General features: G+C 71.4%; 30 protein-coding genes. 7 read left to right on the forward strand and 23 right to left on the reverse strand.

Features of this window, described 5'->3' with window-relative positions; genetic code table 11:
* Positions 1-56: 56 nt before the first annotated feature.
* The 9 genes from ACZ4IF_RS39760 to ACZ4IF_RS39800 form a co-directional block, all read right to left on the reverse strand.
* A complete protein-coding gene (locus ACZ4IF_RS39760) occupies positions 57-1,124 on the reverse strand; it encodes a serine/threonine-protein kinase (RefSeq protein WP_467572578.1) in 1,068 nt (355 codons plus the stop codon).
* A 94-nt stretch (positions 1,125-1,218) separates the two neighbouring features.
* The gene (locus tag ACZ4IF_RS39765; RefSeq protein WP_467572580.1) at positions 1,219-1,818 is read right to left on the reverse strand and encodes a dihydrofolate reductase family protein; all 600 of its coding nucleotides are present in this window, start codon (positions 1,816-1,818) and stop codon (positions 1,219-1,221) included.
* A gap of 71 nt (positions 1,819-1,889) precedes the next feature.
* The gene (locus ACZ4IF_RS39770; protein ID WP_359493495.1) at positions 1,890-2,114 is read right to left on the reverse strand and encodes a hypothetical protein; all 225 of its coding nucleotides are present in this window, start codon (positions 2,112-2,114) and stop codon (positions 1,890-1,892) included.
* Between the two features lie 59 nt (positions 2,115-2,173).
* Entirely contained in the window at positions 2,174-2,542 is a 369-nt protein-coding gene (locus tag ACZ4IF_RS39775) for a low affinity iron permease family protein (protein ID WP_467572583.1), read from the reverse strand.
* Between the two features lie 151 nt (positions 2,543-2,693).
* Positions 2,694-2,981 carry a hypothetical protein gene (locus ACZ4IF_RS39780; RefSeq protein WP_467572585.1) on the reverse strand — a complete coding sequence of 96 codons (288 nt, stop codon included), beginning with the start codon at positions 2,979-2,981 and terminating at the stop codon, positions 2,694-2,696.
* A gap of 45 nt (positions 2,982-3,026) precedes the next feature.
* Positions 3,027-3,326 carry an SHOCT domain-containing protein gene (locus tag ACZ4IF_RS39785; protein ID WP_467572588.1) on the reverse strand — a complete coding sequence of 100 codons (300 nt, stop codon included), beginning with the start codon at positions 3,324-3,326 and terminating at the stop codon, positions 3,027-3,029.
* Positions 3,327-3,427: 101 nt separating this feature from the next.
* Entirely contained in the window at positions 3,428-3,853 is a 426-nt protein-coding gene (locus tag ACZ4IF_RS39790; protein ID WP_426680458.1) for a DUF6325 family protein, read from the reverse strand.
* 262 nt (positions 3,854-4,115) lie between these two features.
* Positions 4,116-4,595: a hypothetical protein gene (locus ACZ4IF_RS39795; protein WP_467572592.1), complete on the reverse strand. Its 480-nt coding sequence runs from the start codon at positions 4,593-4,595 to the stop codon at positions 4,116-4,118.
* Between the two features lie 133 nt (positions 4,596-4,728).
* Positions 4,729-5,715 (reverse strand): aminoglycoside phosphotransferase family protein, encoded by a 987-nt coding sequence (locus ACZ4IF_RS39800; RefSeq protein ID WP_467572595.1) that lies wholly within the window; start codon positions 5,713-5,715, stop codon positions 4,729-4,731.
* Between the two features lie 309 nt (positions 5,716-6,024).
* Here ACZ4IF_RS39800 and ACZ4IF_RS39805 point away from each other — a divergent pair, with 309 nt between their 5' ends.
* Positions 6,025-6,684 (forward strand): lipoprotein, encoded by a 660-nt coding sequence (locus ACZ4IF_RS39805; protein WP_467572599.1) that lies wholly within the window; start codon positions 6,025-6,027, stop codon positions 6,682-6,684.
* A gap of 113 nt (positions 6,685-6,797) precedes the next feature.
* Here ACZ4IF_RS39805 and ACZ4IF_RS39810 read toward each other — a convergent pair whose 3' ends face one another.
* A complete protein-coding gene (locus ACZ4IF_RS39810; RefSeq protein ID WP_467572601.1) occupies positions 6,798-7,241 on the reverse strand; it encodes an NUDIX hydrolase in 444 nt (147 codons plus the stop codon).
* Positions 7,242-7,498: 257 nt separating this feature from the next.
* Between ACZ4IF_RS39810 and ACZ4IF_RS39815 the strand changes: the two genes are divergently transcribed.
* The gene (locus ACZ4IF_RS39815; protein WP_467572604.1) at positions 7,499-8,392 is read left to right on the forward strand and encodes a hypothetical protein; all 894 of its coding nucleotides are present in this window, start codon (positions 7,499-7,501) and stop codon (positions 8,390-8,392) included.
* Positions 8,393-8,547: 155 nt separating this feature from the next.
* Here the strand turns inward: ACZ4IF_RS39815 and ACZ4IF_RS39820 are convergent, their stop codons facing one another.
* Positions 8,548-8,916 (reverse strand): CAP domain-containing protein, encoded by a 369-nt coding sequence (locus ACZ4IF_RS39820; protein ID WP_467572607.1) that lies wholly within the window; start codon positions 8,914-8,916, stop codon positions 8,548-8,550.
* Here ACZ4IF_RS39820 and ACZ4IF_RS39825 point away from each other — a divergent pair.
* The 3 genes from ACZ4IF_RS39825 (at position 8,906) to ACZ4IF_RS39835 (ending at position 13,929) form a co-directional block, all read left to right on the forward strand.
* Positions 8,906-9,316 carry a hypothetical protein gene (locus ACZ4IF_RS39825; protein WP_467572609.1) on the forward strand — a complete coding sequence of 137 codons (411 nt, stop codon included), beginning with the start codon at positions 8,906-8,908 and terminating at the stop codon, positions 9,314-9,316. The genes ACZ4IF_RS39820 and ACZ4IF_RS39825 overlap by 11 nt on opposite strands.
* 795 nt (positions 9,317-10,111) lie before the next feature.
* Complete coding sequence (locus ACZ4IF_RS39830; protein WP_467572612.1) at positions 10,112-11,704, forward strand: M1 family metallopeptidase; 1,593 nt, start codon at positions 10,112-10,114, stop codon at positions 11,702-11,704.
* A 278-nt stretch (positions 11,705-11,982) separates the two neighbouring features.
* Entirely contained in the window at positions 11,983-13,929 is a 1,947-nt protein-coding gene (locus ACZ4IF_RS39835; RefSeq protein ID WP_467572614.1) for an N-acetylmuramoyl-L-alanine amidase, read from the forward strand.
* A gap of 463 nt (positions 13,930-14,392) precedes the next feature.
* Here ACZ4IF_RS39835 and ACZ4IF_RS39840 read toward each other — a convergent pair whose 3' ends face one another.
* From ACZ4IF_RS39840 to rpmG, 7 genes are all read right to left on the reverse strand, one after another.
* On the reverse strand, positions 14,393-14,845 hold the full coding sequence (locus ACZ4IF_RS39840) for a flavodoxin family protein (RefSeq protein ID WP_467572617.1): 453 nt from the start codon (positions 14,843-14,845) through the stop codon (positions 14,393-14,395).
* A gap of 54 nt (positions 14,846-14,899) precedes the next feature.
* Positions 14,900-15,487 (reverse strand): SMI1/KNR4 family protein, encoded by a 588-nt coding sequence (locus ACZ4IF_RS39845; protein ID WP_467572621.1) that lies wholly within the window; start codon positions 15,485-15,487, stop codon positions 14,900-14,902.
* Positions 15,488-15,565: 78 nt separating this feature from the next.
* Positions 15,566-16,387 carry a maleylpyruvate isomerase family mycothiol-dependent enzyme gene (locus ACZ4IF_RS39850; protein ID WP_467572623.1) on the reverse strand — a complete coding sequence of 274 codons (822 nt, stop codon included), beginning with the start codon at positions 16,385-16,387 and terminating at the stop codon, positions 15,566-15,568.
* Positions 16,388-16,657: 270 nt separating this feature from the next.
* A complete protein-coding gene (locus ACZ4IF_RS39855; RefSeq protein WP_467572789.1) occupies positions 16,658-18,697 on the reverse strand; it encodes a DUF1996 domain-containing protein in 2,040 nt (679 codons plus the stop codon).
* A gap of 363 nt (positions 18,698-19,060) precedes the next feature.
* Positions 19,061-19,183 (reverse strand): type B 50S ribosomal protein L36, encoded by a 123-nt coding sequence (gene ykgO / locus ACZ4IF_RS39860; RefSeq protein ID WP_028801377.1) that lies wholly within the window; start codon positions 19,181-19,183, stop codon positions 19,061-19,063.
* A gap of 179 nt (positions 19,184-19,362) precedes the next feature.
* The gene (locus tag ACZ4IF_RS39865) at positions 19,363-19,623 is read right to left on the reverse strand and encodes a type B 50S ribosomal protein L31 (RefSeq protein WP_359493528.1); all 261 of its coding nucleotides are present in this window, start codon (positions 19,621-19,623) and stop codon (positions 19,363-19,365) included.
* A gap of 47 nt (positions 19,624-19,670) precedes the next feature.
* Complete coding sequence (gene rpmG, locus ACZ4IF_RS39870; RefSeq protein WP_467572627.1) at positions 19,671-19,835, reverse strand: 50S ribosomal protein L33; 165 nt, start codon at positions 19,833-19,835, stop codon at positions 19,671-19,673.
* A gap of 249 nt (positions 19,836-20,084) precedes the next feature.
* Here rpmG and ACZ4IF_RS39875 point away from each other — a divergent pair, with 249 nt between their 5' ends.
* Both ACZ4IF_RS39875 and ACZ4IF_RS39880 read left to right on the forward strand, forming a co-directional pair.
* Entirely contained in the window at positions 20,085-20,354 is a 270-nt protein-coding gene (locus tag ACZ4IF_RS39875) for a hypothetical protein (RefSeq protein ID WP_467572630.1), read from the forward strand.
* A gap of 122 nt (positions 20,355-20,476) precedes the next feature.
* On the forward strand, positions 20,477-20,896 hold the full coding sequence (locus ACZ4IF_RS39880) for a hypothetical protein (RefSeq protein ID WP_467572632.1): 420 nt from the start codon (positions 20,477-20,479) through the stop codon (positions 20,894-20,896).
* A gap of 156 nt (positions 20,897-21,052) precedes the next feature.
* Here the strand turns inward: ACZ4IF_RS39880 and ACZ4IF_RS39885 are convergent, their stop codons facing one another.
* From ACZ4IF_RS39885 to ACZ4IF_RS39905, 5 genes are all read right to left on the reverse strand, one after another.
* Positions 21,053-21,556 (reverse strand): winged helix-turn-helix transcriptional regulator, encoded by a 504-nt coding sequence (locus ACZ4IF_RS39885; RefSeq protein ID WP_467572635.1) that lies wholly within the window; start codon positions 21,554-21,556, stop codon positions 21,053-21,055.
* Entirely contained in the window at positions 21,556-22,611 is a 1,056-nt protein-coding gene (locus ACZ4IF_RS39890; RefSeq protein ID WP_467572638.1) for an LLM class flavin-dependent oxidoreductase, read from the reverse strand. Before ACZ4IF_RS39890 ends, ACZ4IF_RS39885 begins: the two co-directional genes overlap by 1 nt.
* Positions 22,611-23,117 (reverse strand): SRPBCC family protein, encoded by a 507-nt coding sequence (locus ACZ4IF_RS39895; RefSeq protein WP_467572642.1) that lies wholly within the window; start codon positions 23,115-23,117, stop codon positions 22,611-22,613. Before ACZ4IF_RS39895 ends, ACZ4IF_RS39890 begins: the two co-directional genes overlap by 1 nt.
* 176 nt (positions 23,118-23,293) lie before the next feature.
* The gene (locus tag ACZ4IF_RS39900; protein ID WP_467572645.1) at positions 23,294-23,995 is read right to left on the reverse strand and encodes an SDR family oxidoreductase; all 702 of its coding nucleotides are present in this window, start codon (positions 23,993-23,995) and stop codon (positions 23,294-23,296) included.
* Between the two features lie 213 nt (positions 23,996-24,208).
* Positions 24,209-24,778: a TetR/AcrR family transcriptional regulator gene (locus tag ACZ4IF_RS39905; protein WP_467572649.1), complete on the reverse strand. Its 570-nt coding sequence runs from the start codon at positions 24,776-24,778 to the stop codon at positions 24,209-24,211.
* Between the last annotated feature and the right edge of the window lie 35 nt (positions 24,779-24,813).

Raw genomic sequence — 24,813 nt, forward strand, 5'->3', positions numbered from 1 at the left:
CCGTGACGACGCACGTTCTCACGGACGACGCCCGTCCGGGCTCCTGCGGACGGCGCCTACGGCGTCGGCCCGCTGAAGACGGGGCGCGCCCAGGCCGGCGGTTCGGGCGCCGGTCCCGGCCTCCGCAGCGCGGCCGACCCGCTCTCGGTCCCGCCCGCGGGACGGCCGGTCCCGGCCCGTGGGACCGGAGCATGCGGGCCGGCGGTGGCGCCGGCCGCCGCGGCGGCACGCAGCGCGGCCACGAACTCCAGGCAGGAGTCGAAACGGTCCTCGGGTACCTTCGCCAGGGCCTTCGCGAGCACGTCGTCGAGGCCCGGCGGGGCACCCGGCCGCCGCTCGCTCAGCGGCGGTGGCTGGTCGTACTGGTGCGCCCACAGCAACGCGATGTCCTCGTCCCGGATGAAGGGCGGCCCGCCCGCCAGCATCTCGTACACCACGCAGGCGAGACTGTAGAGATCGCACCGGCCGTCCACGGGGCGGCCGGAGATCTGCTCGGGGGCCACATAGTCCAGGGTCCCGACGAACTCGCCCACCGTCGTGAAGCCCGTCAGCGACAAGGACTTCTTCGTCAGTCCGAAATCCGTGAGATACACGTGCTCCGGGTGATCGCTGTCCGTGCCGGGGGCCACCAGGACGTTCCCGGGCTTCACGTCGCGGTGCACCAGATCGTGCTCGTGCGCCGCGTCCAGGGCCGATGCCACCTGAGCGCCGATCCGCAGCGCCGCGTCCACCGGCAGCGGCCCGTCCCGGTCCAGCAGCGCCCGCAGATCGAGACCCGAGACGAACCGCATCGCGATGTAGAGGACCCCCTCCACTTCACCGGCCTCGAAGATCGGCACGATGTGCGGGTGGTCGATGGCCGCGGCCACCCGGGACTCATGGGCGAAGCGACGGCGGAAGGTGTCGTTGCGCGCCATCTCCGGGGCGAGCAATTTCAGCGCGACCGTGCGCTCCAGCCGCAGATCACGTGCGCGATAGACGACCGCCATTCCCCCACGCCCGATTTCACGTTGCACGTGATATCCGGCGAACTCCACCCCTACCAGGCCCTCCCCACCGCTCCCGTACACGCCTGAGACACCCGGCACCGCCGGGCTTGCCGTTCCGTCCGGCGTGGAGGCCATCACGCATCACCTCGCAGTCGGCCCCGCCCGTGTCGGCGTGCCCCGCTCACGCCGACACCACGAATACACCAAAACTCTTGTCTACTCATAAATGCTACCGATCTCTCTCAGCGGAGGCATTCGTTTCCTCTTGGCTGGAGGCAGGGCGGTACGTCAGGGAGACGAGCCCGGGGTCCTGCCCGGGCCCGGCGGTCAGCAGTTCCCACGCCTGGGGGGTGCGGCCGGGCCGGTAGAGCGGAGTGCCGTCGGCGAAGACGGGGACGACGGTCATGGTCAGCTCGTCGACCAGGCCGGCGTCACAGAGCGTCTGCCCGAAGCGGCCGTGCCCGTAGACGATCAGGTCCTGGCCCGGGTCCTGCTTGAGCTGTGCCACGGCCTCGACCGGGTCCCCGGCGATCACGGTGGTGTTGTTCCACCGGGGCTCCTCGAGCGTGGTGGAGAAGACGTACTTCGGCATCGCGTTGAGCCGGGCCGCGTAGGGGCCGGGCGCCGACGGCCACTGCCGGGAGAAGACGTCATAGGTGCGGCGGCCCATCAGCAACGCTTCGCACCGCTCCAGGACCTTCAGGGAGTGCGCGGCGCTGCCCTCGCCGAAGTACGGTCCGGCCCACGCCGGTGGTTCGCTCGTCACGCCGTTGAGGGACACGAGCAGCGACTGCAGGAGCCTGCGGGAGTTCTCTTGAGTCTGGGTCATGGACAGGTGGACCCGCGTGGCGCGCGAAAGGAATCGGTCCGGCCGCCGGCTCGTACGCGTCACGACGTGCGTCAGTCGGCGGTCTCCGGCCCCCAGTGTTCCGGGCCGACACCACGCCAGTCGATGAGCGAGGACGTGGCCACCTCCTCGGGGGCGATCTCCAGCCCGGCCCGGCGCAGGAACTCCGCCACGTCCGCCACGTCGAACGCCAGCCCCAGGATCTCTCCGTCCACCCGCACCCGCCGGCCGCCCGTCGGCGACGGCGGCGACACGATCACGGACCGCGGATCAGCCATGCTCCCAGGATCATCCGTCCGCCTCGGGTTCGCATGGGGAAAGCGGTCCCCCCACGGGCCTAGAGCTGCTCCTCCATGCCGATCGCCTTCCGCAGCTCGTCATGGGCTTTCCGGCCCTTCCCCTCGTGCTGTTCGAGCAGGGCCGCCGCGATGCTGTCGAGCTTGCGCTGGACGGCGTGCTCCGCCCGGCGCTCGGAGTTCTTCAGCAACGCCAGCAGCAAGAGGTTCACCGCCGTCATGACATCGCCGACGAGCAGCTGCCACGACAGTGGCAGGTGTGCCACGTGGACGGCGATGAAGGCGGCGACCAGGGCCAAGCAGAAGCAGGCGAACGGCACCGAGCTGGTGACATTGGAGGCCGTCTCGGCCAGCCGCTCGAACCAGCCCCGGCCGTTGCGGGTGCGCTCGGCGGGATGCGACACGGTCATGGAGCGCCTCACCTCCCGGGCGGTGTGGGCCGCCCGGCTCGTCGGACTTCGCCGCGCCGATGCCGTCCGGCGCCCGTAGCGGCTCCGGCGCCGGCTCTCGTCCACTCGCGAGGTCGCCGACGTCCTGCCGCCGTACGACCGGTGCGGGTCCTCAGCCCAGCGCCCGGTACTCCTCGGGCGGATCCAGCAGGTCCGGGCGGTTCACCCAGTACTGGGGGCCCTCCAGGTCGAGCATCGCCCAGTGCCATGCCTCGTCGTGGAACGTCAGTCCGCGGTGGGGCGTGCCGGGCGGCTCGTACGGGTAGCGCCGCAGCGCCGCCTCATCGGCTCGCGCCGGTGTCATACGGCCGTGGCTGCGCATCACCCACGCGTACGCTTCCCGCTCCGCGCGCAGACACTCGTCGTACCCGGCGTCGTCCCACGCCTCTTCCCCGGCCACGGCCTCAGGTTACGGCCTGCCGCATGCAGGTCCGACATGTGCCCGTCAGCCGAGGAGCCGGCGCTTCTGCGCCTCGAACTCCTCGTCGGTCAGCACGCCTTGCGCCTTCAGGTCGGCCAACTGCTTGAGCTGGTCGATCTTCTGGGTCATGTCGTCGGCGGCCGGCGGCGCCGCGGGAGCCGGCTGCTGAGGCGGCTGCTGGTACGCCTGCTGTTGCTGGTAGGCCTGCTGCTCTTCCTGTTGCGCCCAGCGCCCCGCCTGCCGTCGGGACACTCGGTTGGACACCGCCGTGGCGGTTCCGGCGACGACGGCGGTGCGTGCGACGCCCCTGAGGAGTCCGGGCATGATCACTCATCTCCCATGCTGCGTGCGCGGAGCCGGTACGGTGCTGCCGGCCCGGGCGGATCAGCGGTTCGGGCGGCTGCCGTGCCGCCGTGCGGGGTCGGTCATTCCGTCGCGTCCAACGAGGCCAGGATGGCCTGCACGGGGATGCGGCCGCCGGCGACGAGCTGCGCCCCGCTGCGCCTCAGCGCGCCGGCCATCGGCGCGGCCCACAGGTTCTCGTACACCAGGACGGCGGCGGAGTTCCCGGGCTCCAGGGCGTTCCCCGCCTCGTCCATGTCTTCTTGGTCGATCAGTCCCGAGGAAGCGCCTTCGAAGACGGTCAGATCGACCTCGTCCCCCAGTTCTCGCAGCTCCAGAGCGGTGACCGATCCGTCGATGTCCTTGCGGAGGAAGGCGAGATCCAGGATCCGGATGATCCGGCGCTCGGCGAGATCGACCAGCAGGGGAAAGGCCTCCCCCGTCATCTTGTTGCCGGGGAACTCGATGACCAGGTAGTCGACGGGGCCCATGTCTTCGACGTCGTTCATGGCCACTCCTCGCGAGCGGGACGGGAGTCGGGGGCCAACACCTCCCCGCCCGTCCCTCACGGCAGCCGTGGCGGACGGCCGGCGGTCGTCGGTCCTCATGGTCATTCCAGCACGCGGGGATGTGCCTCGCACTTCCTGGACCGCACCGGCTGCATGGACGACGTCCGGCACCCAGGCGGACGGCCGCGGCACGGACGGCGACCGCCGCCGGGACGGACACGCGGGGCAGGGGTGCACGCCTGCCCGGCAGCGTCACCGTGGCTCAGGCGCGCGAGGATGTTCCGACGCGCGTGTACGTCACGTCGAAGTCCGGCTTCCAGAGCTCGCCGTCCTTCGAGCGCTCCCAGCCGCCCGCGACGGTGTCGCCCCCGTCGCCGAAGGTGGCGGTGAACCGCTGATGGAAGCCGGGTGCGGCGCGCCGCTGAGTCCATACGCCGTCGCTCAGGCTCGTCCGGTACACGCGGCCGACACCACGCCCGTCGGCGTACAAGGTGGTGAAGTCGTCCGTCGTGTCGTCGTAGCCGGTCAGTGACACGGTGGGGAAGGGCGCGGCGGCCTCCCACGGCCCGGGCAGGGCCGAGTCGGCGGTCACGTCCACACGCTGGGCGAGGAAGGCCCCGCCCTCCAGCCAGGCGAATTCGGTCAGGACCGGGCCGACGCTGCGGCCGTCCGCCCACATGTCCCAGGCACCGACGAGGATGTCCAGTCGTCGCAGTGCGCCGTGAGGTGTCGGTTGCCGCATGATGATCTCCCGTGGTCGACAGCACATGCCCTCTTGGTCATGACCGCTGCGGGGGCCCGGACTCATCGGTGCGACGAGCGATCCGACCGGGATCGCATCGCCCGCCCGGGGTCCGGACGTCCCACCCTGGACCCTAGGGAAGCAGCGCCAGCGTCTCCCGGAGGTTGTGCTCCGCGATCCCTCGCATGAGATCGCGGTCGGGGAAGTCGCCGTCGAGCAGGCGGAGGGGGCCGGCGACGAGGGAGAGACGCATCGCCGTCATGTAGAGGTCGAGGCGTCGCCGGTCGAGGGCCGGCCGGGCAAGGGCCGGGTAGCGCTCACCGAAGCGGAGGCTCAGGAAGACGTGCTCCCACTCGATGTCGAAGAACATCAGGCCCTCGATGTCGATGAGGACCGCCTGCCCCTCCGGGTTCACCAGGACATGGTCGGGACCGAGTTCGCCGTGGATCAGACCGAATTCGCCCCGGGGTGCCACCAGCGCGCGCAGCTCCCGCAGCCGGTCGTCGAGCCGGGTGCGTACGGACTCGATCCTGGCGTCCCGGCCCGCCGACTCGTCCAGGTCGCGCAGGGCCCGGTCGAGGACCACCTGCTCGCAGGAGTCCCCGAGGGAGACGCCGCCGCGCTGCAGCAGGTCCACTCTGCCGTACCGGGGCGCCTGGTGACGGTGCATCAGCCGAAGGGTGCCGGCCAGGTGGTCCAGTGCGGTCGCCGCACGAGCGGGGTCGGTTTCGAAGAGCGCTTCCAGGGTGCCGCCGGGAACGTCCTCGACGACGGCGACGTCCGCCCCGTATCGCCGCCCGCTGCCGTCCGCCCACAGCACGCGCGGAACGCACGCTCCGATCTCCGCGAGCTCGCGCTGTGCGGCCAGGAAGGGCACCAGTCCTGAGGCGGGCGCGAAGGGGTCGGCCCCGTCGCCGTCGGACCCACCCGGCCAGAAGTTCTCGTCCTGGGCCCAGCTGTAGACGATCACGCTCGCCGCGCCGGCCCCGGCGAGCCGCACCCGGTAGACGCCCTTCTTGCTGCCCCCGCGCAGGCGGTCGGCGCCGACGATCCGGCAGTCCTCCCCCAGCGCCTCGCGCACCACTGCCGACAGGTCCTCGGCCACCGCAAAACTCCTCATCCGCAGACCGTAGTGGGAGCCGCGTGAGCGGGCACCTCCAATTCCCGGCCTCGGCTGCGGAGAAGCGGCCTCATAGGGCCCGGAAGACGATCGAGAGGGCGATCGGTGTGGCGGGCGCCGCCGGGGTGTCGGTGGCGTTCACGGGCGGGACGCCGCACGGTGCGCTCCGGGGCCGGGACCGATGCCGGAGTACGGAGCGCCGCCCCGCACGACCTGTCCGGAACCCTCCGTTACATTGTCCCCTCAGTGGCGAGAGGGGAGACGGACGTGCGGGGCGGGGCTTTGAAGGCGTGGGGTGCTGCGGCACATGTGGCTTTGCTGGCCGGGGTGTTGACCGGGTGCTCCGAGGGGACCGACGGCGACCCGAAGGCGTCGACGAGCGCCACGTCGTCCGCGAGGGCCACCGGAGGCGACGCGCGGACGGCGAAGAGCGGCGGCACCATCGGTGCGGCGGGGTCGCCCTGCGAGCTCCCCGTCACCTTCGACATCGCCGAGGACTGGAAGGCGGAGGCCGTCGACGTCGGCGCGGCCGAGGACAAGGCCTCCGCCTCCGGCGACGGTGCGGACGGCCTGGCTTCGGAGGTCGCCGACGCCCTTCTGCACCAGGGACCCGTCACCGCCGCCTGCGAGGTCGACGCCAAGCCCGCAGGGAACATCGGCTACCTCCGTGTCTGGACCGGCAAGCCGGGCGACGCCACGGCAAGGGCCGTGCTGGAGGAGTTCGTGGCGGCCGAGGACGGGGCGAGCAAGGCGAAGTACCGTCCGTTCGAGACGGGTGGCCTCAGCGGCGCCGAGGTGGAGTACCTCTACACGAGCGAGGCGCTCGACGAGACGAAGAAGGAACGCGCCCTCGCCGTCACCACGGCGGACGGCCCGGTCGTCCTGCATCTCGGAGGCATGGACACCGAGGAGCACGAGGCGATGCTCCCGGCGTTCGAGCTCGCCAGGAGGACCCTGCGCACCGCCTGACCCGGCCAGGGCGCCGCGGGCCCCGGACACGCTCGACGAGCACCGTCACGACGGCGCCCCGGACCGCGGTTCCACGACTGCCGCCGAGGACCGCGGTTCACCCGGGGCACGGCTCATCCGGTGGCCAGGGGGCCTTCGCGCAGCATGCGGAGGCCGTCCAGGGCCGCCGGGGTCAGCGCGGCCTCCCGCAGGTCGCGCAGGGGGATCCACCGCACCTGGTCGGTGGATCCGGCCGCCTCGACCACCCGCGCCGCACCCTCCTTCACCGTCACGGCGTAGAACAAGGACACCAGGTTCCAGTCCACGTCGCTTCGGTGGACCAGGTAGGTCCGGGCGTCGATCAGCCGGGCCTCGGCCGGCTGGAGGCCCGTCTCCTCCAGGAGCTCCCGGGCCAAGGCCGCATCCGGCTGCTCACCCGGGTCGATCCCTCCACCGGGGAGGTGCCACAGTCCCGGGGCGAAGACCGGAGAGGCGTCGGACAGGCGGGTCAGCAACAACCGCTCGTCCTGCACCACCAGGGCATAGGCCGAAACTCGGGCCCGCACACGAGAGTTCAAGGTTTCCCGCCTCCTCGAAACAGCCGACATCCCGGGACACTCTAGAAGCAGTCCGGCCGTCCGTCGGGGGCACAGGTGTGCACCGCGCGGCGGGCGGAGGCCGCGGGGAGACCGAGCACGGTCACGATGCGGCAACGGAGCCGGCCCGCCGGGCCACGGCACGAACGACACCGGGGAGCCGGGCGTCACAGGAGCGGCACGGTCGTGACGCCGCGCCGCCCACTCTCCGCCCGTCACCGACAGCACCAGGGGGACCCATGCGTACGAGGACCACGCGCACCGTCGATCTGCTCGTCCTGCTCTCCCTGCTCGTCACCGGGTCCGCAGCGGCGACGGGTTGCGGGAGCGAGAAGGCCGGCGACAGCGCCGTCGGCACGGACTCGTACGCACGGGCACGTGCCCGTCAGGTCGCCGAGGCCTGGGACGGTTCACAGGCCGCCGAGACGTGGCGCAAGGGCTACTACGTGATGACGGACGAGGTCCAGCTCCCCGAAGGGGCCTTCCACGACAACGCCGACAAGATCGCCTTCACCACCCAGAACTTCGTCCTGCGCACCGAGCTGCCCGCGGCCCCGGACAAGCGGGGCAGGGTGGAATGGGACGGCGGAGCCTCGCTCGACCTGCCGCTCATGTCAGCCCGCGAGGCCTACGAGACCGTGGCTCGCGGCAGCAACGACGGACCTCATCTCACCGTGACCGGGGCGAAGTTGGACCGCATGACGCTCACCACGAGCCGTGGGCCCGCGACCGTCCCCGCCTGGCTGTTCACCCTGGAGGGATACGACACTCCGCTCAAGCGGGCCGCCGTCGGGTCCGGGCAGGTGCCCAAGTCGCCCGTCGGGCCGAGCCGGACGGTGCCCGACAGCGTCCTGGCCGCCCTGGGGCGACTGGTCGAGGTGGCCGGGGACGGCCGGTCGGTGACCGTGCTGGCCCACCACGGTTCCTGCGACGACGGCCCGGCCGTCCACGCGCTGGAGACCGACGGAAGCGTGGTGCTGTACGCGTCCGTCGTGGGCACGCGGGAGGGTCCGTGCACGAGCGACCTGCGCGCCGAAGAGGTGACCGTGCGGCTGGCGCGGCCGGTCGGCGACCGTGTCCTCCTGGACGCCTTCACGGGCCGTCCGGTGCCGAACGGGCCCGGGCGGGGCTGACACGGGTCGGCCGCGCCTCGGCACGTCCTTGTTTCTCATACGCCCGCAGCACCCCGCTCGCACGGGCACGGCCCGGCCCCGGCCGGTGAACCGGTCGGGGCCGACGCGGGTGGAGAGGACGGGGAAGGCCCCGTCCGGTGCGCAAGCCGGTACGGTCAGCGGGCCGTGCCGAAGTCCTGCGTCCAGTAGTTGCCGGGCTGCGCGAGACCGACGCCGATCTCCTTGAAAGAGCAGTTCAGGATGTTCTCCCGGTGGCCGGGGCTGGACATCCATCCCGCCATGACCTGCTCGGGGGTGGAGTAACCGTAGGCGACGTTCTCGCCGTAGGAGCTCCAGCTGTAACCGGCGCTCGTGATCCGCTGGCCCGGGTCCGAGCCGTCGGAGCCGGTGTGCGACATGTTCTGGTGGCTCGCCATGTCCGCGCTGTGGGCCTGGGCGGCCTTCGAGAGCTTCTCGTTCAGGGTCAGCGCGGAGCAGCCGGCCTTGCTGCGCTCGCTGTTGACCAGGGCCACGATGCGGGCCAACGCACCGGACGCGGGGGCCGAGGTGCTGGGCGCCGAAGAGGGCGGCGTCGAGGCGGAGGGCGTCGAGGTGGACGGCGCGGAGCTCGACGGCTTGGGCGCGGCGGGCTTCGCCGGCGCGGGCGCCTGGGTCGTGGCGGGCTTCGCCGGCGCGGAGGCCGTGGGGGCCGCAGGCCGGTGGGAAGCGGACGCCTTGTGCCACGTCCTGTGCCACGTCTTGTGCCCGGCGTGCCTCTTCTTCGCCTTGTGCGCCTCGGTCGCCGAAGGTGCCGCGGAAGCGGGGGCACTGGGCGCCTGTGTGGTCGGCGCCGCCGACGGCGAGGTCAGGTCCTGGCTCTGCCACTGCCCCCGGTGGGCCGCGTCCAGCCAGAGCCCCTGGTTGTCGGACACGTTCCGCCACTGACCGGCGGAGCCGACGGTCCGGGTTCCCCCGTCGTCCCAGCACGCCATGGCGGCGGTGGGCACGGCCAGCGCGCCGAGCGCGAGGGCAGCGACGGTTATCTGCCGATGCCGTGTCTTCCTGCGGTGCTTCCTCATTCGGGCCTCGCTCGGTGGTCGCGGGGCGTCACTGGTGGGGTCGGCCCGGCACGAGCGGTGTGCCTGAGCTGCGGAGACGCCCCTGTAGGGCCGTCATTGTTAAAACCCGTGTGAGGCAAGGGCAACGCGCGTCACTACTACTCGGCCTCGTAGCCATCGGGGGTCCTTGAATTGAGCGGCCGGGTGTGCAGAGCCGGCTCACGGGAGCAGGGCGGTCTCTGACCATCCGTCAGGAGACCGCACAGGTCGGACGGAAGGCGCGAAGGTGCCGAGTGGGGCACATGACTCCACACCGCCTGCACCGTATGCCTGATTGTGGCGGGATAAGTCGCCTATATCGCCCGGGGCGCATCTACTAAGCCACCCGTCTAGTGCGGGAAGTCGGCGTGAGGGATGTCACCGGGCGCCGCGGGAACCCTTTCGGACACCCCGGGATCAGCCGTTCAATAGCCCGTGTGGGCGGGCGATATGAGGACATACGAGTCCATGGCGCATCTTGCTGACATAGTGCGGCCATGACGATCACGACCGCCCGAGCAGGAGCCGCCCCCGGGGCCGGGAGCCGAGTGCCTCCGACGACCGGCAGGCGCGTCCATCGACCGACGAACGGCCGCGCCTGCCGACCTGCGTGTGCGTCCCGGGACGCCCGTCGGACGCTCGGATGAGGGCGGCGCGCACCAGGCCGCAGCGGGAACAGGCGGCCGGCGAGGAGCGCACCGTCCTCCGGGGCCTGCGGACCCGTCGTACGGCCTTCGTGCTCACCCTGGGCAGCACCGTCGGGATCGCCGCGGCCACCGTCCTCATCGGTCTCCCCGGCGAAGGCGGCCACTCCTCCGATCCCCCCGGCGCCATCGCCCCCGGCCCCTCCGCCGCCAGGGCCGGGGCGGATCCCTCCCCCGGCGCGCGCGGAATCGGCGACCCCCTCATGCCCCTCGCCGGCAACGGCGGCTACACGGTCCGCCACTACGCGCTCGACTTCGACTGGCGGGCGCCGCGGACGCCGTTCGAAGCGGTCGCCACCATCAGCGCCACCGCCACGCAGGCCCTGTCCCGCTTCGATCTCGACTTCGCGGGCAACACTCTGCGCACGGTCACGGTGGACGGCCTGGAGGCGAAGGCGGTACGCGACGGCGACGAGCTCGTGGTCACCCCGGCGAAGCCGATCCCCCAGGGCAGCGCGTTCACCGTCCGGGTCGCCTACACCGCCGACCCCACACAGCAGCGGCACCGCGGTGACGCGGTCGGCACCTACGGCTGGGTGCCCACGCCCGACGGCACCCTGCTCTTCGCCCAGCCCGACGGCGCCAAGATGATCTTCCCGTCGAACGACCACCCCAGCCTGCGGGCCCCGGTCACCTTCCGGATCACCACACCGTCCGGCCTCGGCGCGGTGGCCAACGGCCGGCTCGTCGAGCGGGCACAGCAGCCCGACGGACGCCTTCGGTGGACCTACGACTCGGAGCACCCGGTCTCGCCGCAGCTGGTCCAGATGGCGGTCGGGAAGTTGACGTTCGCCGAGAGCACGGGACCGCACGGCCTGCCCCTGCGGGACGCCGTCCCGGACGACCTGGTGGACGGGACCAAGGAGTACCGCTCACTCACCGCCGAACACCTGGAGTGGCTGGAGGAGCGGCTCGGCCCGTACCCCTTCCACCGCTACGGCGTACTGGTCGGGGACACCGATCTGCCGGCGGCACTGGAGACACAGTCGCTGTCCGTGGTGCCGAAGGGCGACCTGCTGGGCGACCGCGCGGGAGCCGAGCGCAATCTCGTGCACGAGCTGGCCCACCAGTGGACCGGCGACAGCGTCGCCATCCGGCGCTGGTCGGACCTGTGGCTGAGCGAGGGACACGCCCGGTTCTACGAGCGTCTGTACGCCGAGACGCACGGCGGTCCCGGCATGGAGGACGCGATGCGGCCGGCGTACGAGCAGCACGACCAGTGGCGGCACGACGCGGGCGCACCCGCAGAGCCCACCGCGCCGACCCTGTTCAAGCAGATGCGCTACGACGGTTCGGCGCTGGTGCTCTACGCCCTTCGGGAGAAGGTCGGCGAGGAGACCTTCGACAAGATCGAGCGGGCCTGGGTCACGAAGTACCGGGACCGGGCGGCCGGCACCGAGGACTTCGTCGCACTCGCCTCCGAGACCGCCGGACAGGACCTGGAGCCCTTCCTGACCCCGTGGCTCCACGGCTCGCACACCCCTCCGATGCCGGGGCACCCCGACTGGCAGGTCGACCCGGTCGAGGACTGACCGCCACCCCGTCGGCACCGCACCGCGGCAGCCGCACGTGACCCCGCGCCGCGCTCGCGGCCGGGGCCTTCGTGCTGCCGCCGACCGGGTGGCCTCTGCCGGACCGCTGGTCCACGCCGGTGACCCTTGGCGCGACGTGGCGCTCCAAGCACGGAAACGTACAGGGGGTGTCGAGAACGGCAAGTCCTCTGTCCCGGTTGTGACGAGCATTGGAGACGCCCGCAGTGAAGAAACGTTCTACCCCTCGTGTCCCCACTGCCGTACGCAGGCACCGTCGGATGGTCTGTGTGACCGCGTCGACGGCGTTGATGGCTCCGCTCCTCATCCCCCTGCTGTCCGGCCCGTCGGACGACGGGGTGGCGGCGGACCAGCGCCTGCAGAACGACTTCACCACCGCGGCGGACGAGTACCGCGTCCCGCGCAGCGTGCTCATGGGCGTGTCGTACCTCCAGTCCCGGTGGGACTCCCATCCGGGCGCGCCGAGCGTCAGCGGCGGCTACGGGCCCATGCACCTGGTGGACGCCCACCAGTCGCAGGCCCCGTACCACGGAACCGCCAGGCCGCGGGTGGTCGCGGCCGGGCCTCCGCCCTCGGCCCAGGCGAGCGCTCCCGGCGGCCCTCTCCACCCGACGGACCTGCGCAAGGCCGCCCGCCTCATCGGGGTTCCGGAGGAGCGGCTGCGCACCGACTCCTCCGACAACGTCCGCGGCGGCGCGGCGCTCCTCGCCGCGGCCCAGCGCAAGCTCGGCAAGCCGCTCAGCGCCAACCCGGCGGACTGGTGGGAGGCGGTGTCGGAGTTCCCGGGCACGGACGACGACGAGGCCGCGGCCACCTTCGCGAACGACGTGTTCGCGGTGATCCGCAGTGGCGCCCACCGCACCACCGACGCCGGGCAGCGCGTCACGCTCCCCGCCAGCCCTGACGTGCGGCCCCACGCGGCGAGCACGGCCGGGGCCAAGCACCCGAAGGACGTCGAGTGCCCCAAGGAGCTGTCGTGCTCCTGGCTCAGCGCGCCGTACACGGAGATCGACGACGAGAGCTACGGCAACCACGATCTGGCCGACCGGCCCAAGGACCAGAAGATCGATTACATCGTCATCCACGACACCGAAGCACCTCTGACGTCCATGCTCCAGACGGTGCAGGATCCCGAGGAGGCCTCGTGGCACTACTCGGTCCGCTCCAGTGACGGCCACGTCATCCAGCACATCAAGACGAAGGACGCCGCCTGGCACTCCGGCAGTCAGTTCGTGAACGGGCGGTCGATCGGCATCGAGCACGAGGGGTTCCTCGCTCAGCCCGACGCCTGGTACACGGAGCAGATGTACCGCTCCTCGGCCCGGCTGGTGCGTTACCTCGCGAAGAAGTACCACGTCCCGCTGGACCGGCAGCACATCTTCGGACACGACAACGTGCCCGCCCCGACCGCCGACTCCATCCCCGACATGCATGACGACCCGGGTCCCTACTGGGACTGGCGGCACTACTTCGACCTGCTCGGCGCACCGCTGAAGGCCACGGCAGGGCCGGACAGCGACATGGTGATGGTGCTTCCGGACTTCGACTCGCACAGGCCGCGGTTCACGGGGTGCACGGAGGACGGGGCGGCGTGCGCGCCGCACGGCTCCAGCGCCGTCCGCCTGCACACCGCGCCGGCCGACGACGCCCCGCTGATCCAGGACCCCGGACGGCGCCCGGACGGCGACGACTCCACGGAGGACGTCAACGACCTGGGTTCGCGCGTCTCCGCCGGCCAGACCTACGCGGTCGCCGACCGCAGCGGCGACTGGACGGCGATCTGGTACCTGGGCAACAAGGCCTGGTTCAGGAATCCGGGGAATCACCCCACCGCCGTCGGCGCGAGCGGCCAGATGGTCACTCCCAAGGAGGGCCTCTCGGAGGTCGAGGTGTTCGGCCGCGCGCTCCCGGAGGACGACGCCTACCCCGAGGGCGTGCCGGAGCCTCAGGAGTCTCCGCTGCCGTACACGCTTCGCGCGGGCCAGCGGTATGTGACGCAGTCCCGTCTGGTCGGCTCGTACGTGGACCGGTCGACCTTCGAGGACAAGCCGAGCCCGGTCGTCAAGGGCCAGGAGGCGTACTACGAGATCCAGTTCGGGCATCGGCTCGCGTACGTCCGGGCGAGTGACGTGGACGTGGTGAAGGTGAAATCACCGGCACAGGCAGGACCGCCGTCAGGACACGGGGGTCGTTCCGCCAAGCACTGACCGACCGGACCTCCGACACCGACACGGCACGTGGCGCCGACCGTGCGACGGCGCCACGTGGCGTGTGCCTGTGCAAGTGATCATAGTGGACCGATAAGCACGAAAGCCGTATTTGCGCATTCTCTGTGCGCGGCGCCGCACCCCATGCCCGGCAGCGGCATCACGTTCGCGCCCGAAGGGGACCCTAGGGGGTCGGCCGTCTCGGCAGGGTGTCGCACAAAGACACGAACCCCGCCCCCAGATGGGGGCGGGGTTCGGTTCGGAGCGCCGGGCAGGCCTTGCACCTGCATCTCCCCGCAGGAAGCGGGACGTCTTTCCTTGGACCACCAACGCACGGCCGGACGCCTGTCGGTTCAGGCGTTCTGCTCAAGATCAAGTGTACCCCACTCCACGGGACGTTGTCTCCCGACACGCGTACGCGCGACGCCGAGGGCCGGCGCGCCGCTCACGCAGCAGGCCGAAGTCAGCACATCAGGCCCGCCGCCACCGTCGCCCCGAGTTCCCAGCACGCCTCGGTGTCCGCCTTGGCCGGCTCCCCGGTCACCTTCACCGGCTCGGCGGCACGTCGCCAGCCCAGTCCCGTGGTGATCGCCTCGATCCCCCGCACGGCGCCGGTGACGTCATTGCCGCCGTGCACCCAGAAGCCGAAGGGCCGCCCCCGCGTCTCGTCCAGGCAGGGGTAGTAGACCTGGTCGAAGAAGTGCTTCAACGCCCCGGACATGTAGCCGAGATTGGCCGGTGTGCCGAGCAGATACGCGTCGGCGGCCAGCACGTCGGCCGCCGTGGCGGACAGCGCCGCCCGCCGCACCACCCGGACGCCCTCGATCTCCGGGGCCGTCGCGCCGGAGACGACGGCCTCGAACAAGGCCTGGCAGTTGGGCGAGGGGGTGTGATGCACGATCAGCAAGGTAGCCATACCGCGGAACCCTGCCGCGACGCCCCGGGCCGCCGCAAGCCGCGACGCCGCCGCTCACTCCTCCTCCGTCGTCGGGCTGATGTACGGCGTGAACGAGTGACTGTCGAAGTGGGCCGCCGTCGAGTACGGATGCCGCGGGTCGGTGAGCATGCGGTGGACGAACTGTGCGGTGGATCCGTCGAACCGATGCCAGTGCGCGTACGCGTCGTCCGTGACGAGGATGGGCCAGAGGTCGGGATCGGTGCCCTCCGTCAGCCAGTAGAACGAGGTCCTCCGCTCGGTGCTCGCCCATTGCAGGAGGCCGCCCGGAGCCGGATACAAGCGGTACGGCTCCCAGGGGCCCTCGCCGTCAGGAGCGGAACTCCGGGCCCAGAACGCGTTGAACTCGACGATGTCGATGCTCTCGGGCGGTCCGTCGACGGTCATCAGGCAGAGGTGGTCGTCGAAGGCGCCGTAGCCGAACCGTGCGACCAGTTCCTTGTATTCGGCGGGCAACGGCGTGCCCAGCCGTGTCTCCGCGGCGGCCCAGTCGATGTCGCCGGACCGTTCCCGTGTCCACCCGGTGATGTCGATCACCCGGTCCACCCAGCTCGTGTCCTGCGGCAGCACCTCGGGCCGCGGTATGAAGCACCGTTCGTCCATGGTCGGGCAGTGAAGCACGGCCCACCGACATCGCCCGTCGGGCACGTCCCCGGACGGGCCTGCGCGCGTCGCGGCTTCTCAGGGCGCCTTGAAGAGGCCCGGGAAGCGCGGCGCGAGCCAGGGTTTGCGACCGGTCACGAGGATCCGGCCCTGGGTCAAGGCGCTTCCCTGGCCGCGGCGGCCGAGGGCCATCAGGAGGAAGGTGACCGGTTCGATGTGGATGGTGCAGTCCGGGCGGGCGGACGGCTGTGCCTCGACGGACACCGCACCGTCGTCCAACGTCACACCGAACCGTTCGCCGCCCCAGAGGCGGATCGCGTAGCGGGCGGTCAGCCCGGTGGTGCGGGCCGTGTCCGTCACCCGTGGCATGACCGTGAGCATGAACGGCAGCGTCAGGCCGACCCGGGCACGGTCGATCATGTGGGGCCGGCGCAGGGCGCGGGCCAGGTCGTATCCGTGACCCAGCATGTGCGTGAGCAGGTAGGACCCCAGGACCACGGGGCTCATCGGGCCCAGGGGGGTGAAGACGGTTCCGTCCGCGGCGCCTTCGTCGAGCGCCTTCAGGCAGGCGTCGGCCTGCTCCACGATCATGGCGGCCAGGGGTTCGGCCGCGCGCTCGTCGAAGGCGGCGAGCGCCTGCTCGTTGGCCGCGGCGAGGCTCTGCGGTGTGCCGTCACCGTAGGGGCGTGGGCTTCCCGCGGCGAGGTCGGCCATGAGTTCGTTGGCCTGCGCCAGATGGGCCGCGGCCTCTCCCACGGTCCACTCGGAACCGGGGACGGGGCGCTCCATGTCCGTGGCCTGGCGCAGCAGCACGGCTATGTCCTCGGCGGTTTCCCGTATGGCGGTGCCCAGTCCCTCGGGCAGGGTGTCCCGTACGTTCTGTCCAGCGGTCGATTCCACGCCGTTCCCGTCCTGGTCTGCTGTTCATGCCGGGTGCGCACGCAACCGGGCGGTGAACGCGTCGCCGATCACCGGGGGTACAGGAGACCAGTCGATCGAGGCTGCGGCAAGACCCTGAGCAGCACGTTCTGGCGCGGGACCGGGGGTGCTCGTCCAGGAGCGGCCCGGTGGTCGTCGGGCCGACAGGCCTCGTGCCCTGCTGGGAAAAGGGCGAGCCGACTGCCTGGGGCAGCCGGCTCGCCCGGTTCTCGGCGCTCGATCAGCGCGCGATCACATGGAGCTGCGCCTGATGCGGCGGAGCAGGACGAAGCCCCCGATCACGAGAAGACCACCCACCGCGGCCGGCCACAGCTGCGTTCCGGTGTCGGCGAGATCGCCCGTCACCGCCTGCGGCTCGGTCTGGTCGTCGGCCGACGGAGCCGACGCCTGTGTGGCGGGCGCCTGCCCGGAGTCGCCCGCTGCGCCGCCGTTGTCGTCCGTGCCACCCTCGCCCGCGGGGGCCCCGGCGCTCCGGGAGGCGGTGGGCTTGGTGTCGGACTTGGTGTCGGGCCCGTCCGACTTGCCGTGGTCGGTGTGCGTACCGCCGGCCGGTGCGCTGGTCGCCGTGCCGGGGTCGGCCGGGGGCTGCGACGCGTCGTCACCGCCGTTGTCACCGCCGCCCGGGTTCCCGGGGTCGTTGCCCGGGTCGTCGGTGCCGTTGCCGTCACCGTTCCCGTTGTCGTTCCCGTCGGCGGGGTCGTCGGCGGTCTGGCTGGGGGTGGGCTCGGGGTCGTCGGCGGTCTGCGTGGGGGTGGGCTCCGGGTCGTCCTGCGGGGGCTCGTCCCCACCGCCCGTGCCCGCGCCGCACTTGCGGCCGTCGTTGATGCAGTCGACCATCTCCCGCATCAGGTCCTCGTCGAAGACGTTGATGAAGTCTCCGTGGTCGGTGACCGGCTTGTGGAGCTGCTCGGGGAACGAGTCCACCGCGAACAGCGGGGTGGTCTTGCCGCCGTCGTCCAGGCTGGGCGCGTCGACGTCGTAGACGATGCGCTGCACCAACTGCGGGATCGCCCGGAAGCCGCCCGCGCAGCTGCCGTCGGCCGCGGCGAACGCCACGTGCGTACGGTGGTTGGCGCTGTCGATGTTCTGACCGTCCCAGCAGCTCTGGAACTTGAAGGTGCGGACCACGTCGCTGCCCTTCGGGCAGATCGGGTACTTGTCCTTCAGCTGCCGGTCCTCGAAGCCGGTGCAGCTCCACGAGGCGTTGGCGTTGCCGGGGCCGTTGACGAAGGCCTTGGCGTCCCCGGTGATGATGCGCAGCAGTCGCGGCATGGCCGTGACCTTGCCGCGCGGGCTGCCCACGAAGGTCAGGGTGACCTGCTTGGGCGTGACGATCTTGCCGGCGTTGCCCTCGGTCCCACCGCCGGGCGCGCCCGCGTCCCGCTCCTGGGTGCCGTTCTGCAGGCGCAGCACGGGCCAGTAGTAGGTGGACTTGTCGCCCTGGTTCTCGCACGTCGTGTCGGCGTTCGCCAGGTCGTCGTCGGTGGCGAAGGCGTTGTTGGACTGGTTGCCGACGTAGTCGTGGAAGTGGTGCGCGCCGTTGGTGACGCCGGGGGCCACGATCACGTTGTCCGAGTTGAACAGGCCGCCTGCGTTGACGCCGCAGCTGGTGGCGAAGGTGCCGCGGGAGGCGTCGCCGCCGGGGTTCGGGTTCTGCACATTGGGCTGGACGGAGTTGATGTCCGCGTAATCGGCGGCCACGGGACCGTTGCCCGCCTGACCGCCGTTGCCGGCCTGGCCGTTGCCCTGGTCCTGGCCGCCGTTCTGGTCCTGGCCGCCCGGCTGTTCCTGGCCGGCGCTCTGGTCCTGGCCGCTCTGGTCGCCGCCGTTCCCGTCCTGGCCGTCGCCGTTCTTGTTGCCCGAGGCCTGGAGTGTGCAGGCGGCGAGCTCGTCCAGTCCCTCAGGGCGGTCTGCGACGCGGTCGATGGCGTCGGCGATCCGCCCGATCGTCGCCGTCCGCTTCTCCTTCAGCGGGTTCATGATCGCGTTGTCGGCGAAGCCGTTGTCCTGCTGCTGCGCCTGCGCCGATTCCTGGACCCGCTGATAGGCCTCGGCTATCTGCTGGTCAAGGAGCGCGAGTTCCTTGTCCACGTCCGCCTTGGCCTCTTCCGGCACGTCCGTCAGCTTGGCGCCGACGTCCGGACAGTCGATCGTGGCGGCACCGGAGGCGAGGACGTGGTCGGCGTCGCTCCCCTGTGTCTGGCCGGAGTCGCCCTCGGTGGCCGACGCGTAGACGTTGACGGCCACGAGCCCACCTCCGCCCAGCATCATGGCGATCGCCAGCGAGGTCGCACGCCGTGCACCCGTGGGTCGGCGTCTGCGCGTGTTGCGTCTCAAGGAAGTACTCCTGCGCGTCGTGAGCGGCTCGACATCGAAATCCCCGTGGCCCTATACGGAGATGAGCCATGGCGCGTTCAAGTGCCTCGGAAATTCACAGGAATTGCATACCGCCTCGCGCGTTTCCAGCTCTCTGAGCAGGGGAAGCGCCCGCGAGCACCGGTGCACGGCCAGAGTCGGTGCGCGGCGTCCGCGGTTCCGGCGGACGGGCGGGCCTGGCGCCCTCGGGTCCGGACGCACCACTGCCCGGCCTCCGCGATCCGCGGAGGCCGGGCAGGCCGTTCGGTGTGCGCTCCGTCAGCCCTGGCGGGCCTTGAAACGCGGGTCCTTCTTGTTGATCACGAACGTCACACCACGCCGGCGGACCACCTGGGCGCCGGGCTTGGACTTAAGTGACCGCAGGGACTTGCGTACCTTCATGGCTCTGCTCTCCTCCATGTGCGGAAGACCGTTCTTCGGCGCGGACCCCGGCACGCCGTGTGCGTGTCGGGCACGGACCCCGGCTCGCCGTGTGTGTCGGGCACGGGCCCCGGCTCGCCGTGTGTGTCGGGCACGGGCCCCGGCTGGCCGTGCGCGTGCCGTTGCGCCAGGGCACTTGCTCAGGCGCGGGCCGCGGGCGTACGGCCGTAGCGGCGTTCGAACCGCTCGACTCGCCCCTCCGTGTCCAGGACCCGCGAGGTCCCGGTGTAGAAGGGGTGGCTCGCCGACGAGATCTCCACGTCGATCAGCGGGTAGGTGTGGCCGTCCTGCCACTCGATCGTCCGGGCGGAGTCCGCGGTCGAGCGTGTGAGGAAGGCGACGTCGGCGGCACGGTCACGGAAGACGACCGGGCGGAGTTCGGGGTGGATACGGGTCTTCATGCGATGTCCTTCCTGGTGACCGTGCGTCCGGTGGTGTGGTGCCCGGGTCAGCGCTCCTCCCGGAACGCGACGTGCTTGCCGACCACCGGGTCGTACTTGCGCAGGACGAGCCGGTCGGCGTCGTTCTGACGGTTCTTGCGCGTCACGTAGGTGACGCCGGTCCCGGCGGTCGACCTGAGGGCGACGACGGGGCGTGCGGTGCTGCGTGCCATGAGGTGCTCCTTTCACCGACATCCCCGGATTGATCCGAGCATGCCAGTCACGCTCGTTGTAACAGGGCGGGGGGCTACCGCATTCCCGCCCCTTCTCCCCGCCCTGTGCCTTATGTCACGTCCGAATACCGCCCATCGGCGCCGCTCCCGGAAATATGAGCGGATCACCTGCCCGTTGTCGCTTACATCCGTGGGCTCTCTGGAGGCTGGCATGGACGACGGTCGTACGGGACGGCGAAGGCGGCCGCGATGAGCCACTTCGCCCCAGGGCTCTTCCGCGGTGGCTCCGGCCGCCCCGCGCCCGGCACGGCAGCGCGCGGAGTACGGCAGCGCGGCGCGCTCGCCCTGCTCGCGGTGGGCCTCGACCTGGCCGCCGCGGTGATGCTGCTGAGCCGTGATCTCTCGAACGCCCTCGTCGGTCTGCTTCTGGCGGTCCTCGGCTGGTTCGCGACCGGTCGCGTCGCGGCCCGTCCCCCGGCGCCCCTGGAGAGCGGAACCGACAGACGGACGCGGCGATGAGCGGGACGGCCACGACCCCCACGACGGTCACCCCGTCCCCGGATGGACCCCTTCCGGCCAAAGCCGCTCCCACCGGGCGAGGCGGGCGCGCCACCCGGGAGGAGCGGCGCCGGAGGCACGTCGTGGAGCTGCTCACGGCGTCCGCGCTGGTCCTCGTCCCCTGGACGGTGCTGCTCGGACTGACGCTGCCGTCCGACTACCGCGTCCACGCGTGGCGTGCGACCTGGGTCGGATTCGACGTACTGCTGCTCACGGCGCTGACGACGACGGCCGTCCTCGCCAAGCGGCGCCACCGGGCGGTGGTGATTCCCGCGCTGGCCAGCGCCGTCCTCCTGGTGTGCGACGCATGGTTCGACGTCTCCCTCTCCCTGGGCACGCCGGCCGTCTGGGGGTCCCTCGCGTTCGCCGTCTGCGCCGAACTGCCCATGGCGGCCTTCCTCTTCCATCGCACGCACGCGCTGCTCCGGCGGCAATGGGCGCCCCGGCAGCCACTGGACGGCGACGCCCGGCGGGCGACCGAGGCCACGACCGGCCGACTCTGATCACCTCGCGGGTCCCGTCGCCGGTCGAATCGCCGACGGGGCCGCACGACGCGTCGAGTGATCCCCCGGCTCCGGGCGCGCCGCCTCGGTGACGGGGCCGTGGCCCCGTCGGAAGCACACGAGGCGGCCCCGCGAGAAGCGCGCTGAGCAACGCTGTCAGGACCGGGCGAAGCGGCGCTGGACGTCGGGCCGCGACTTGAGCCGCTCCGGGTAACCGGGCCCCATCCGAACGGACGTGTTCTCGGATCCCATCGGCTCACCGCACGCGGAACAGACGACCTGCGCCTCGGCGTCGTGGCCGCAGGAGTCGTGATGGAGGGTCACGGGGACGCCCTCCTCCGCCGCAAGCCATCGGTCGCCCCACCGTGTCATCGCGGCGAGGACGGGGAAGAAGTCGCGCCCCTTCTCCGTCAGCACGTAGTCGTAACGGGGCGGCTCACTGTCGTAGAGCCGCTTCTCCATCAGCCCCTCGGCCACCAGACGGCGCAGCCGGTCCGTCAGGGTGTTGCGCGCGATGCCCAGCTCCTGCTGGAACTCGTCGAAACGCCGGCTTCCGTAGAAAGCCTCCCGCAGTACCAGCGACGTCCACGCGTCGCCCAGGAGGTCGACGGTGCGCGCGATGGAGCAGGGCCAGTTCGCGAACGACTTCCGCGCGGTCATCACGCATCACCGACTTCACGGACCAGTTCGATCGCCCTGGCCAGCGTGTCGAGCTTCGCCCGCATGCCGTCTCCGGCCGGATACAGCCGTACGGTGTCCACGCCCGCGTCGCGCCATACCCGCAGTCGGCGCCGCACCATGTCCTCGGTACCGATCAGGGTGGTGGCGAGCACCATGTCGTCGGTGACCAGACCGGCAGCGCCCTCGCGGTCGCCGCTCTGCCAGCGCTCCCGGACCTGCGCGGCCACGTCGGCCCAACCCTGCCTGCTGTAGGCGCGGTTGTAGAAGTTCGTCGACGCGGAGCCCATCCCGCCCAGGCTGAAGGCCAGTTCCTTCTTGCGGCCCGCGACCATGTCGCCCAGAGCCTCCTCGTCCGGAGCGAAGGCCACCTCGGCGCCCTGACAGACGTCGAAGTCGGCACGGCTGCGGCCACCGAGGGCGAGTCCTTCGTCCAGTGGGACGAAGTAGGCCTCCGCCGCTCCTTCGGGGACGAAGCTGGTGCCGAGCCAGCCGTCCGCGACCCGGCCGGTCAGCCGCAGCATGGCCGGGGACAGGGCGGCGAGATACACCGGGATCGGGTGCTCGGCCCGCATGGACAGGCGCATGGGTACCGCGTCCCCGCCGGGCCTCGGGATCGTGAACTCCTCGCCGGTGTACGAGATCTTGTCGCCCGCCACCGCCTGCCGCACGATCTCCACGGTCTCGCGCACGCGCGCCAGGGGCCGGGCGAAGGGCACGCCGTGCAGCCCTTCCATCACCTGGGGGCCGGAGGGGCCGAGACCCAGCAGGAACCGCCCGCCGGAGAGGTTGGACAGGGTGATCGCCGTCTGCGCCAGCGCCACCGGGGTGCGTGTCCCGACCTGCATCACGGCGGATCCGAGCAGCATGCGTTCGGTCCTGGCCGCGTAGAAGCCCAGAGCGGACGGGGCGTCGGAGCCCCACGCCTCGGCCACCCAGCAGATGTCGAGGCCGGCCTTCTCGGCCTCGACGACGAAGTCCGCCTGCTCGCTCCAGGAGTCGAAGCCCGACGCCTCGACCGTCGTCGCCGTGCGCATCACGCCTCCGCCAGGTTCTTGATGTGCTCCAGCGTGATGGTCATGTTGCGCTCGAACTCGCGCATGCGCACGAACACGATCTTCTGCTCCTTCTCCGGCATGGCGTCGATCGCGTAGGAGAGTCCGGAGCGGCCGGGGCCCATCTGCATCCACTGCCTCAGCTCGGTCCCCCCGTCCTTGGGTTCGAGCCGGAATCGCCAGACGGCGCTGGGGTGCGCCGGGTCCTCGACGGCCCAGGCGAACACCCGCCCCGGCACGGCTTCGACGACCGTCGAGGTGGTCGCCCACTCGCCGAAGGAGTCATGCCTGCTCCGCCCGACGAACCTGGCGCCGACGGCGGGCCCGCTGGCCCCGTCGAGCCATTCGACGGACTGCAGCTCCGAGCTCATGCCCGGCATCAGCTCCACGTCCGAGACCAGCTGCCACACCCGCTCGGGTGTGGCAGCGATCCGTGTCGTCACCTCGACCGTCGGTCTGTCCGCGTACACCGCACCCGTCCACTCCACCGTGGGCCGCCCTCCGCACCGTCATGGGGTTCCGAACTTCAGAGTTGCGTAATAAGACTCACCAGGTCAAGGGGTCCCATCACGCCAGGAGTGCGGAACGCGCGACAAAAGTGCGGGCGGACGGGGCGAAGGGGCCGGGCCGTGCGGTGAAGCGCCGCCGGGCCGGCCGCCAGGCGCTACTCGGCCAGCTGCGGGTAGAGCGCCGCCGGGTCTCCGGCCAGGCCCGCCTTGACCTGCCGCGTGAGGTCGTCCGCCAGTACCTCGAAGGCTCCCGCCTCGACGCCGTCGAGCGCCAGGGCCGCGATGTCGCGGGCGCCGGACTTGGGGGCGTCCACATGGGCGGCCATGTCGGTGTCCACGTAACCCATGTGCAGGCCGGTGACACCGATCCCGCGCTCGTGCAGCTCCAGCCGCAGGGTGTTGGTCTGCGACCAGAGGGCGGCCTTGGAGGCGCTGTAGGAGCCGGAGACACCCAGCCAGGAGAGCACGGAGTGGGCGTTGAGTATGTGACCGCCGCCGTTGCGCTCGATGATCGGCACGAAGGCGCGGGCGAGCAGGAGCGGGCCGTAGAAGTTGGTCTCGAACTCGCGGCGGACGTCGTCGACGGACGAGTCGAGGAAGGACGCCCCGACGTAGGCACCGGCGTTGTTCACCAGGAGGGTGACGTCCTGCGCCTGCTCGGCGGCGGCCGCCACCGAGGCGGGGTCCGTCACCTCCAGCGCCAGCGGGACGGCGTCCGGGTGCGTGACCGTGCGCGGGTCGCGGGCCGTGGCGTACACCTTGGCGGCCCCGCGGGCGTACAGCTCCTCGACCAGCGCCTTGCCGATCCCCCTGCTGCCGCCGGTGACGAGCGCGGTGGCTCCCTTGATTTCGGTCATGACTTCCTCCAGAGCATCGGAAACCGATCGGTTTCCACCCACCGTAAACCGATCGGTTTCCGCATTCAAGCCGAGAGGGGACCGCTGGGTCTTGTTTTCAAACTCACACCGAGGCGCGACGGGCCGACAGGAGCGCCGACGGGTCGCCGGGCAGCACTGGAACGCGCCCGCCCAAGACCGGGCCGGGCGCTGTGTCAGCGTGAACGACGCAGGTCAGCGCAGTCCGGCAGCGTCCAGGAGTGCGGTCACCGTCGGCCCCATGAGCCCCACGAGATTGTCGGCGCCGACCCCCGCACGGGCACTCGCCCCGTCGAACACCAGGGTCAGCTGCCGGGCCAGCAGATCGGGATCGCTCGCCCCGCCCCGCTCCGCCTCCGCGCGGAAGAAGTCCGTCAGGGTCGCCTTGACCCTGCGAGCCACCCGGCTCGCGGGGTGGTCCACGTCCTTCAGTTCGATCTGGACGGCGAGATAGGGGCAGCCGTGGTATCCCGGCGCGGCGGCCTGCGTCTCCGCCTGCGTGAAGACGTACAGGATCCGTTCGCGCGGGGAACCGGCGTGGCCCTCCGGAGGCAGCAGCAGGTCGGAGAAGCCGGCGGCGCGGCGCTCCAGACTCTCCGCCAGCAGGTGATCCTTGCTCTCGAAGAGCTGGTACATCGACCGCTTGGAGACGCCCGCGGCCCGGCACAGCGCCTCGACGCCGACACCGACACCCTCGGCGTACGCGAGACCGGCCGCCGCATCGAGCAGCCGGTCGCGGGAGCTGGTCTTCGCCTCTGAGGTCATGCCACAGGCTAACGCGATCGCGCCCGATCGAAAAC

The organism is Streptomyces sp. NPDC025784 (assembly GCF_055558435.1).

Bases quoted from the DNA above. Each gene is read 5' to 3' on its own strand.
- ACZ4IF_RS39760 (WP_467572578.1), bottom strand. From the start codon at position 1,124: ATGGCCTCCACGCCGGACGGAACGGCAAGCCCGGCGGTGCCGGGTGTC.
- ACZ4IF_RS39765 (WP_467572580.1), bottom strand. From the start codon at position 1,818: ATGACCCAGACTCAAGAGAACTCCCGCAGGCTCCTGCAGTCGCTGCTC.
- ACZ4IF_RS39770 (WP_359493495.1), bottom strand. From the start codon at position 2,114: ATGGCTGATCCGCGGTCCGTGATCGTGTCGCCGCCGTCGCCGACGGGC.
- ACZ4IF_RS39775 (WP_467572583.1), bottom strand. From the start codon at position 2,542: ATGACCGTGTCGCATCCCGCCGAGCGCACCCGCAACGGCCGGGGCTGG.
- ACZ4IF_RS39785 (WP_467572588.1), bottom strand. From the start codon at position 3,326: ATGCCCGGACTCCTCAGGGGCGTCGCACGCACCGCCGTCGTCGCCGGA.
- ACZ4IF_RS39790 (WP_426680458.1), bottom strand. From the start codon at position 3,853: ATGAACGACGTCGAAGACATGGGCCCCGTCGACTACCTGGTCATCGAG.
- ACZ4IF_RS39795 (WP_467572592.1), bottom strand. From the start codon at position 4,595: ATGCGGCAACCGACACCTCACGGCGCACTGCGACGACTGGACATCCTC.
- ACZ4IF_RS39800 (WP_467572595.1), bottom strand. From the start codon at position 5,715: ATGAGGAGTTTTGCGGTGGCCGAGGACCTGTCGGCAGTGGTGCGCGAG.
- ACZ4IF_RS39815 (WP_467572604.1), top strand. From the start codon at position 7,499: ATGCGTACGAGGACCACGCGCACCGTCGATCTGCTCGTCCTGCTCTCC.
- ACZ4IF_RS39825 (WP_467572609.1), top strand. From the start codon at position 8,906: ATGCGGGCCAACGCACCGGACGCGGGGGCCGAGGTGCTGGGCGCCGAA.
- ACZ4IF_RS39830 (WP_467572612.1), top strand. From the start codon at position 10,112: ATGAGGGCGGCGCGCACCAGGCCGCAGCGGGAACAGGCGGCCGGCGAG.
- ACZ4IF_RS39835 (WP_467572614.1), top strand. From the start codon at position 11,983: ATGGTCTGTGTGACCGCGTCGACGGCGTTGATGGCTCCGCTCCTCATC.
- ACZ4IF_RS39840 (WP_467572617.1), bottom strand. From the start codon at position 14,845: ATGGCTACCTTGCTGATCGTGCATCACACCCCCTCGCCCAACTGCCAG.
- ACZ4IF_RS39845 (WP_467572621.1), bottom strand. From the start codon at position 15,487: ATGGACGAACGGTGCTTCATACCGCGGCCCGAGGTGCTGCCGCAGGAC.
- ACZ4IF_RS39855 (WP_467572789.1), bottom strand. From the start codon at position 18,697: ATGATGCTGGGCGGAGGTGGGCTCGTGGCCGTCAACGTCTACGCGTCG.
- ykgO (WP_028801377.1), bottom strand. From the start codon at position 19,183: ATGAAGGTACGCAAGTCCCTGCGGTCACTTAAGTCCAAGCCCGGCGCC.
- ACZ4IF_RS39865 (WP_359493528.1), bottom strand. From the start codon at position 19,623: ATGAAGACCCGTATCCACCCCGAACTCCGCCCGGTCGTCTTCCGTGAC.
- rpmG (WP_467572627.1), bottom strand. From the start codon at position 19,835: ATGGCACGCAGCACCGCACGCCCCGTCGTCGCCCTCAGGTCGACCGCC.
- ACZ4IF_RS39875 (WP_467572630.1), top strand. From the start codon at position 20,085: ATGAGCCACTTCGCCCCAGGGCTCTTCCGCGGTGGCTCCGGCCGCCCC.
- ACZ4IF_RS39885 (WP_467572635.1), bottom strand. From the start codon at position 21,556: ATGACCGCGCGGAAGTCGTTCGCGAACTGGCCCTGCTCCATCGCGCGC.
- ACZ4IF_RS39890 (WP_467572638.1), bottom strand. From the start codon at position 22,611: ATGCGCACGGCGACGACGGTCGAGGCGTCGGGCTTCGACTCCTGGAGC.
- ACZ4IF_RS39900 (WP_467572645.1), bottom strand. From the start codon at position 23,995: ATGACCGAAATCAAGGGAGCCACCGCGCTCGTCACCGGCGGCAGCAGG.
- ACZ4IF_RS39905 (WP_467572649.1), bottom strand. From the start codon at position 24,778: ATGACCTCAGAGGCGAAGACCAGCTCCCGCGACCGGCTGCTCGATGCG.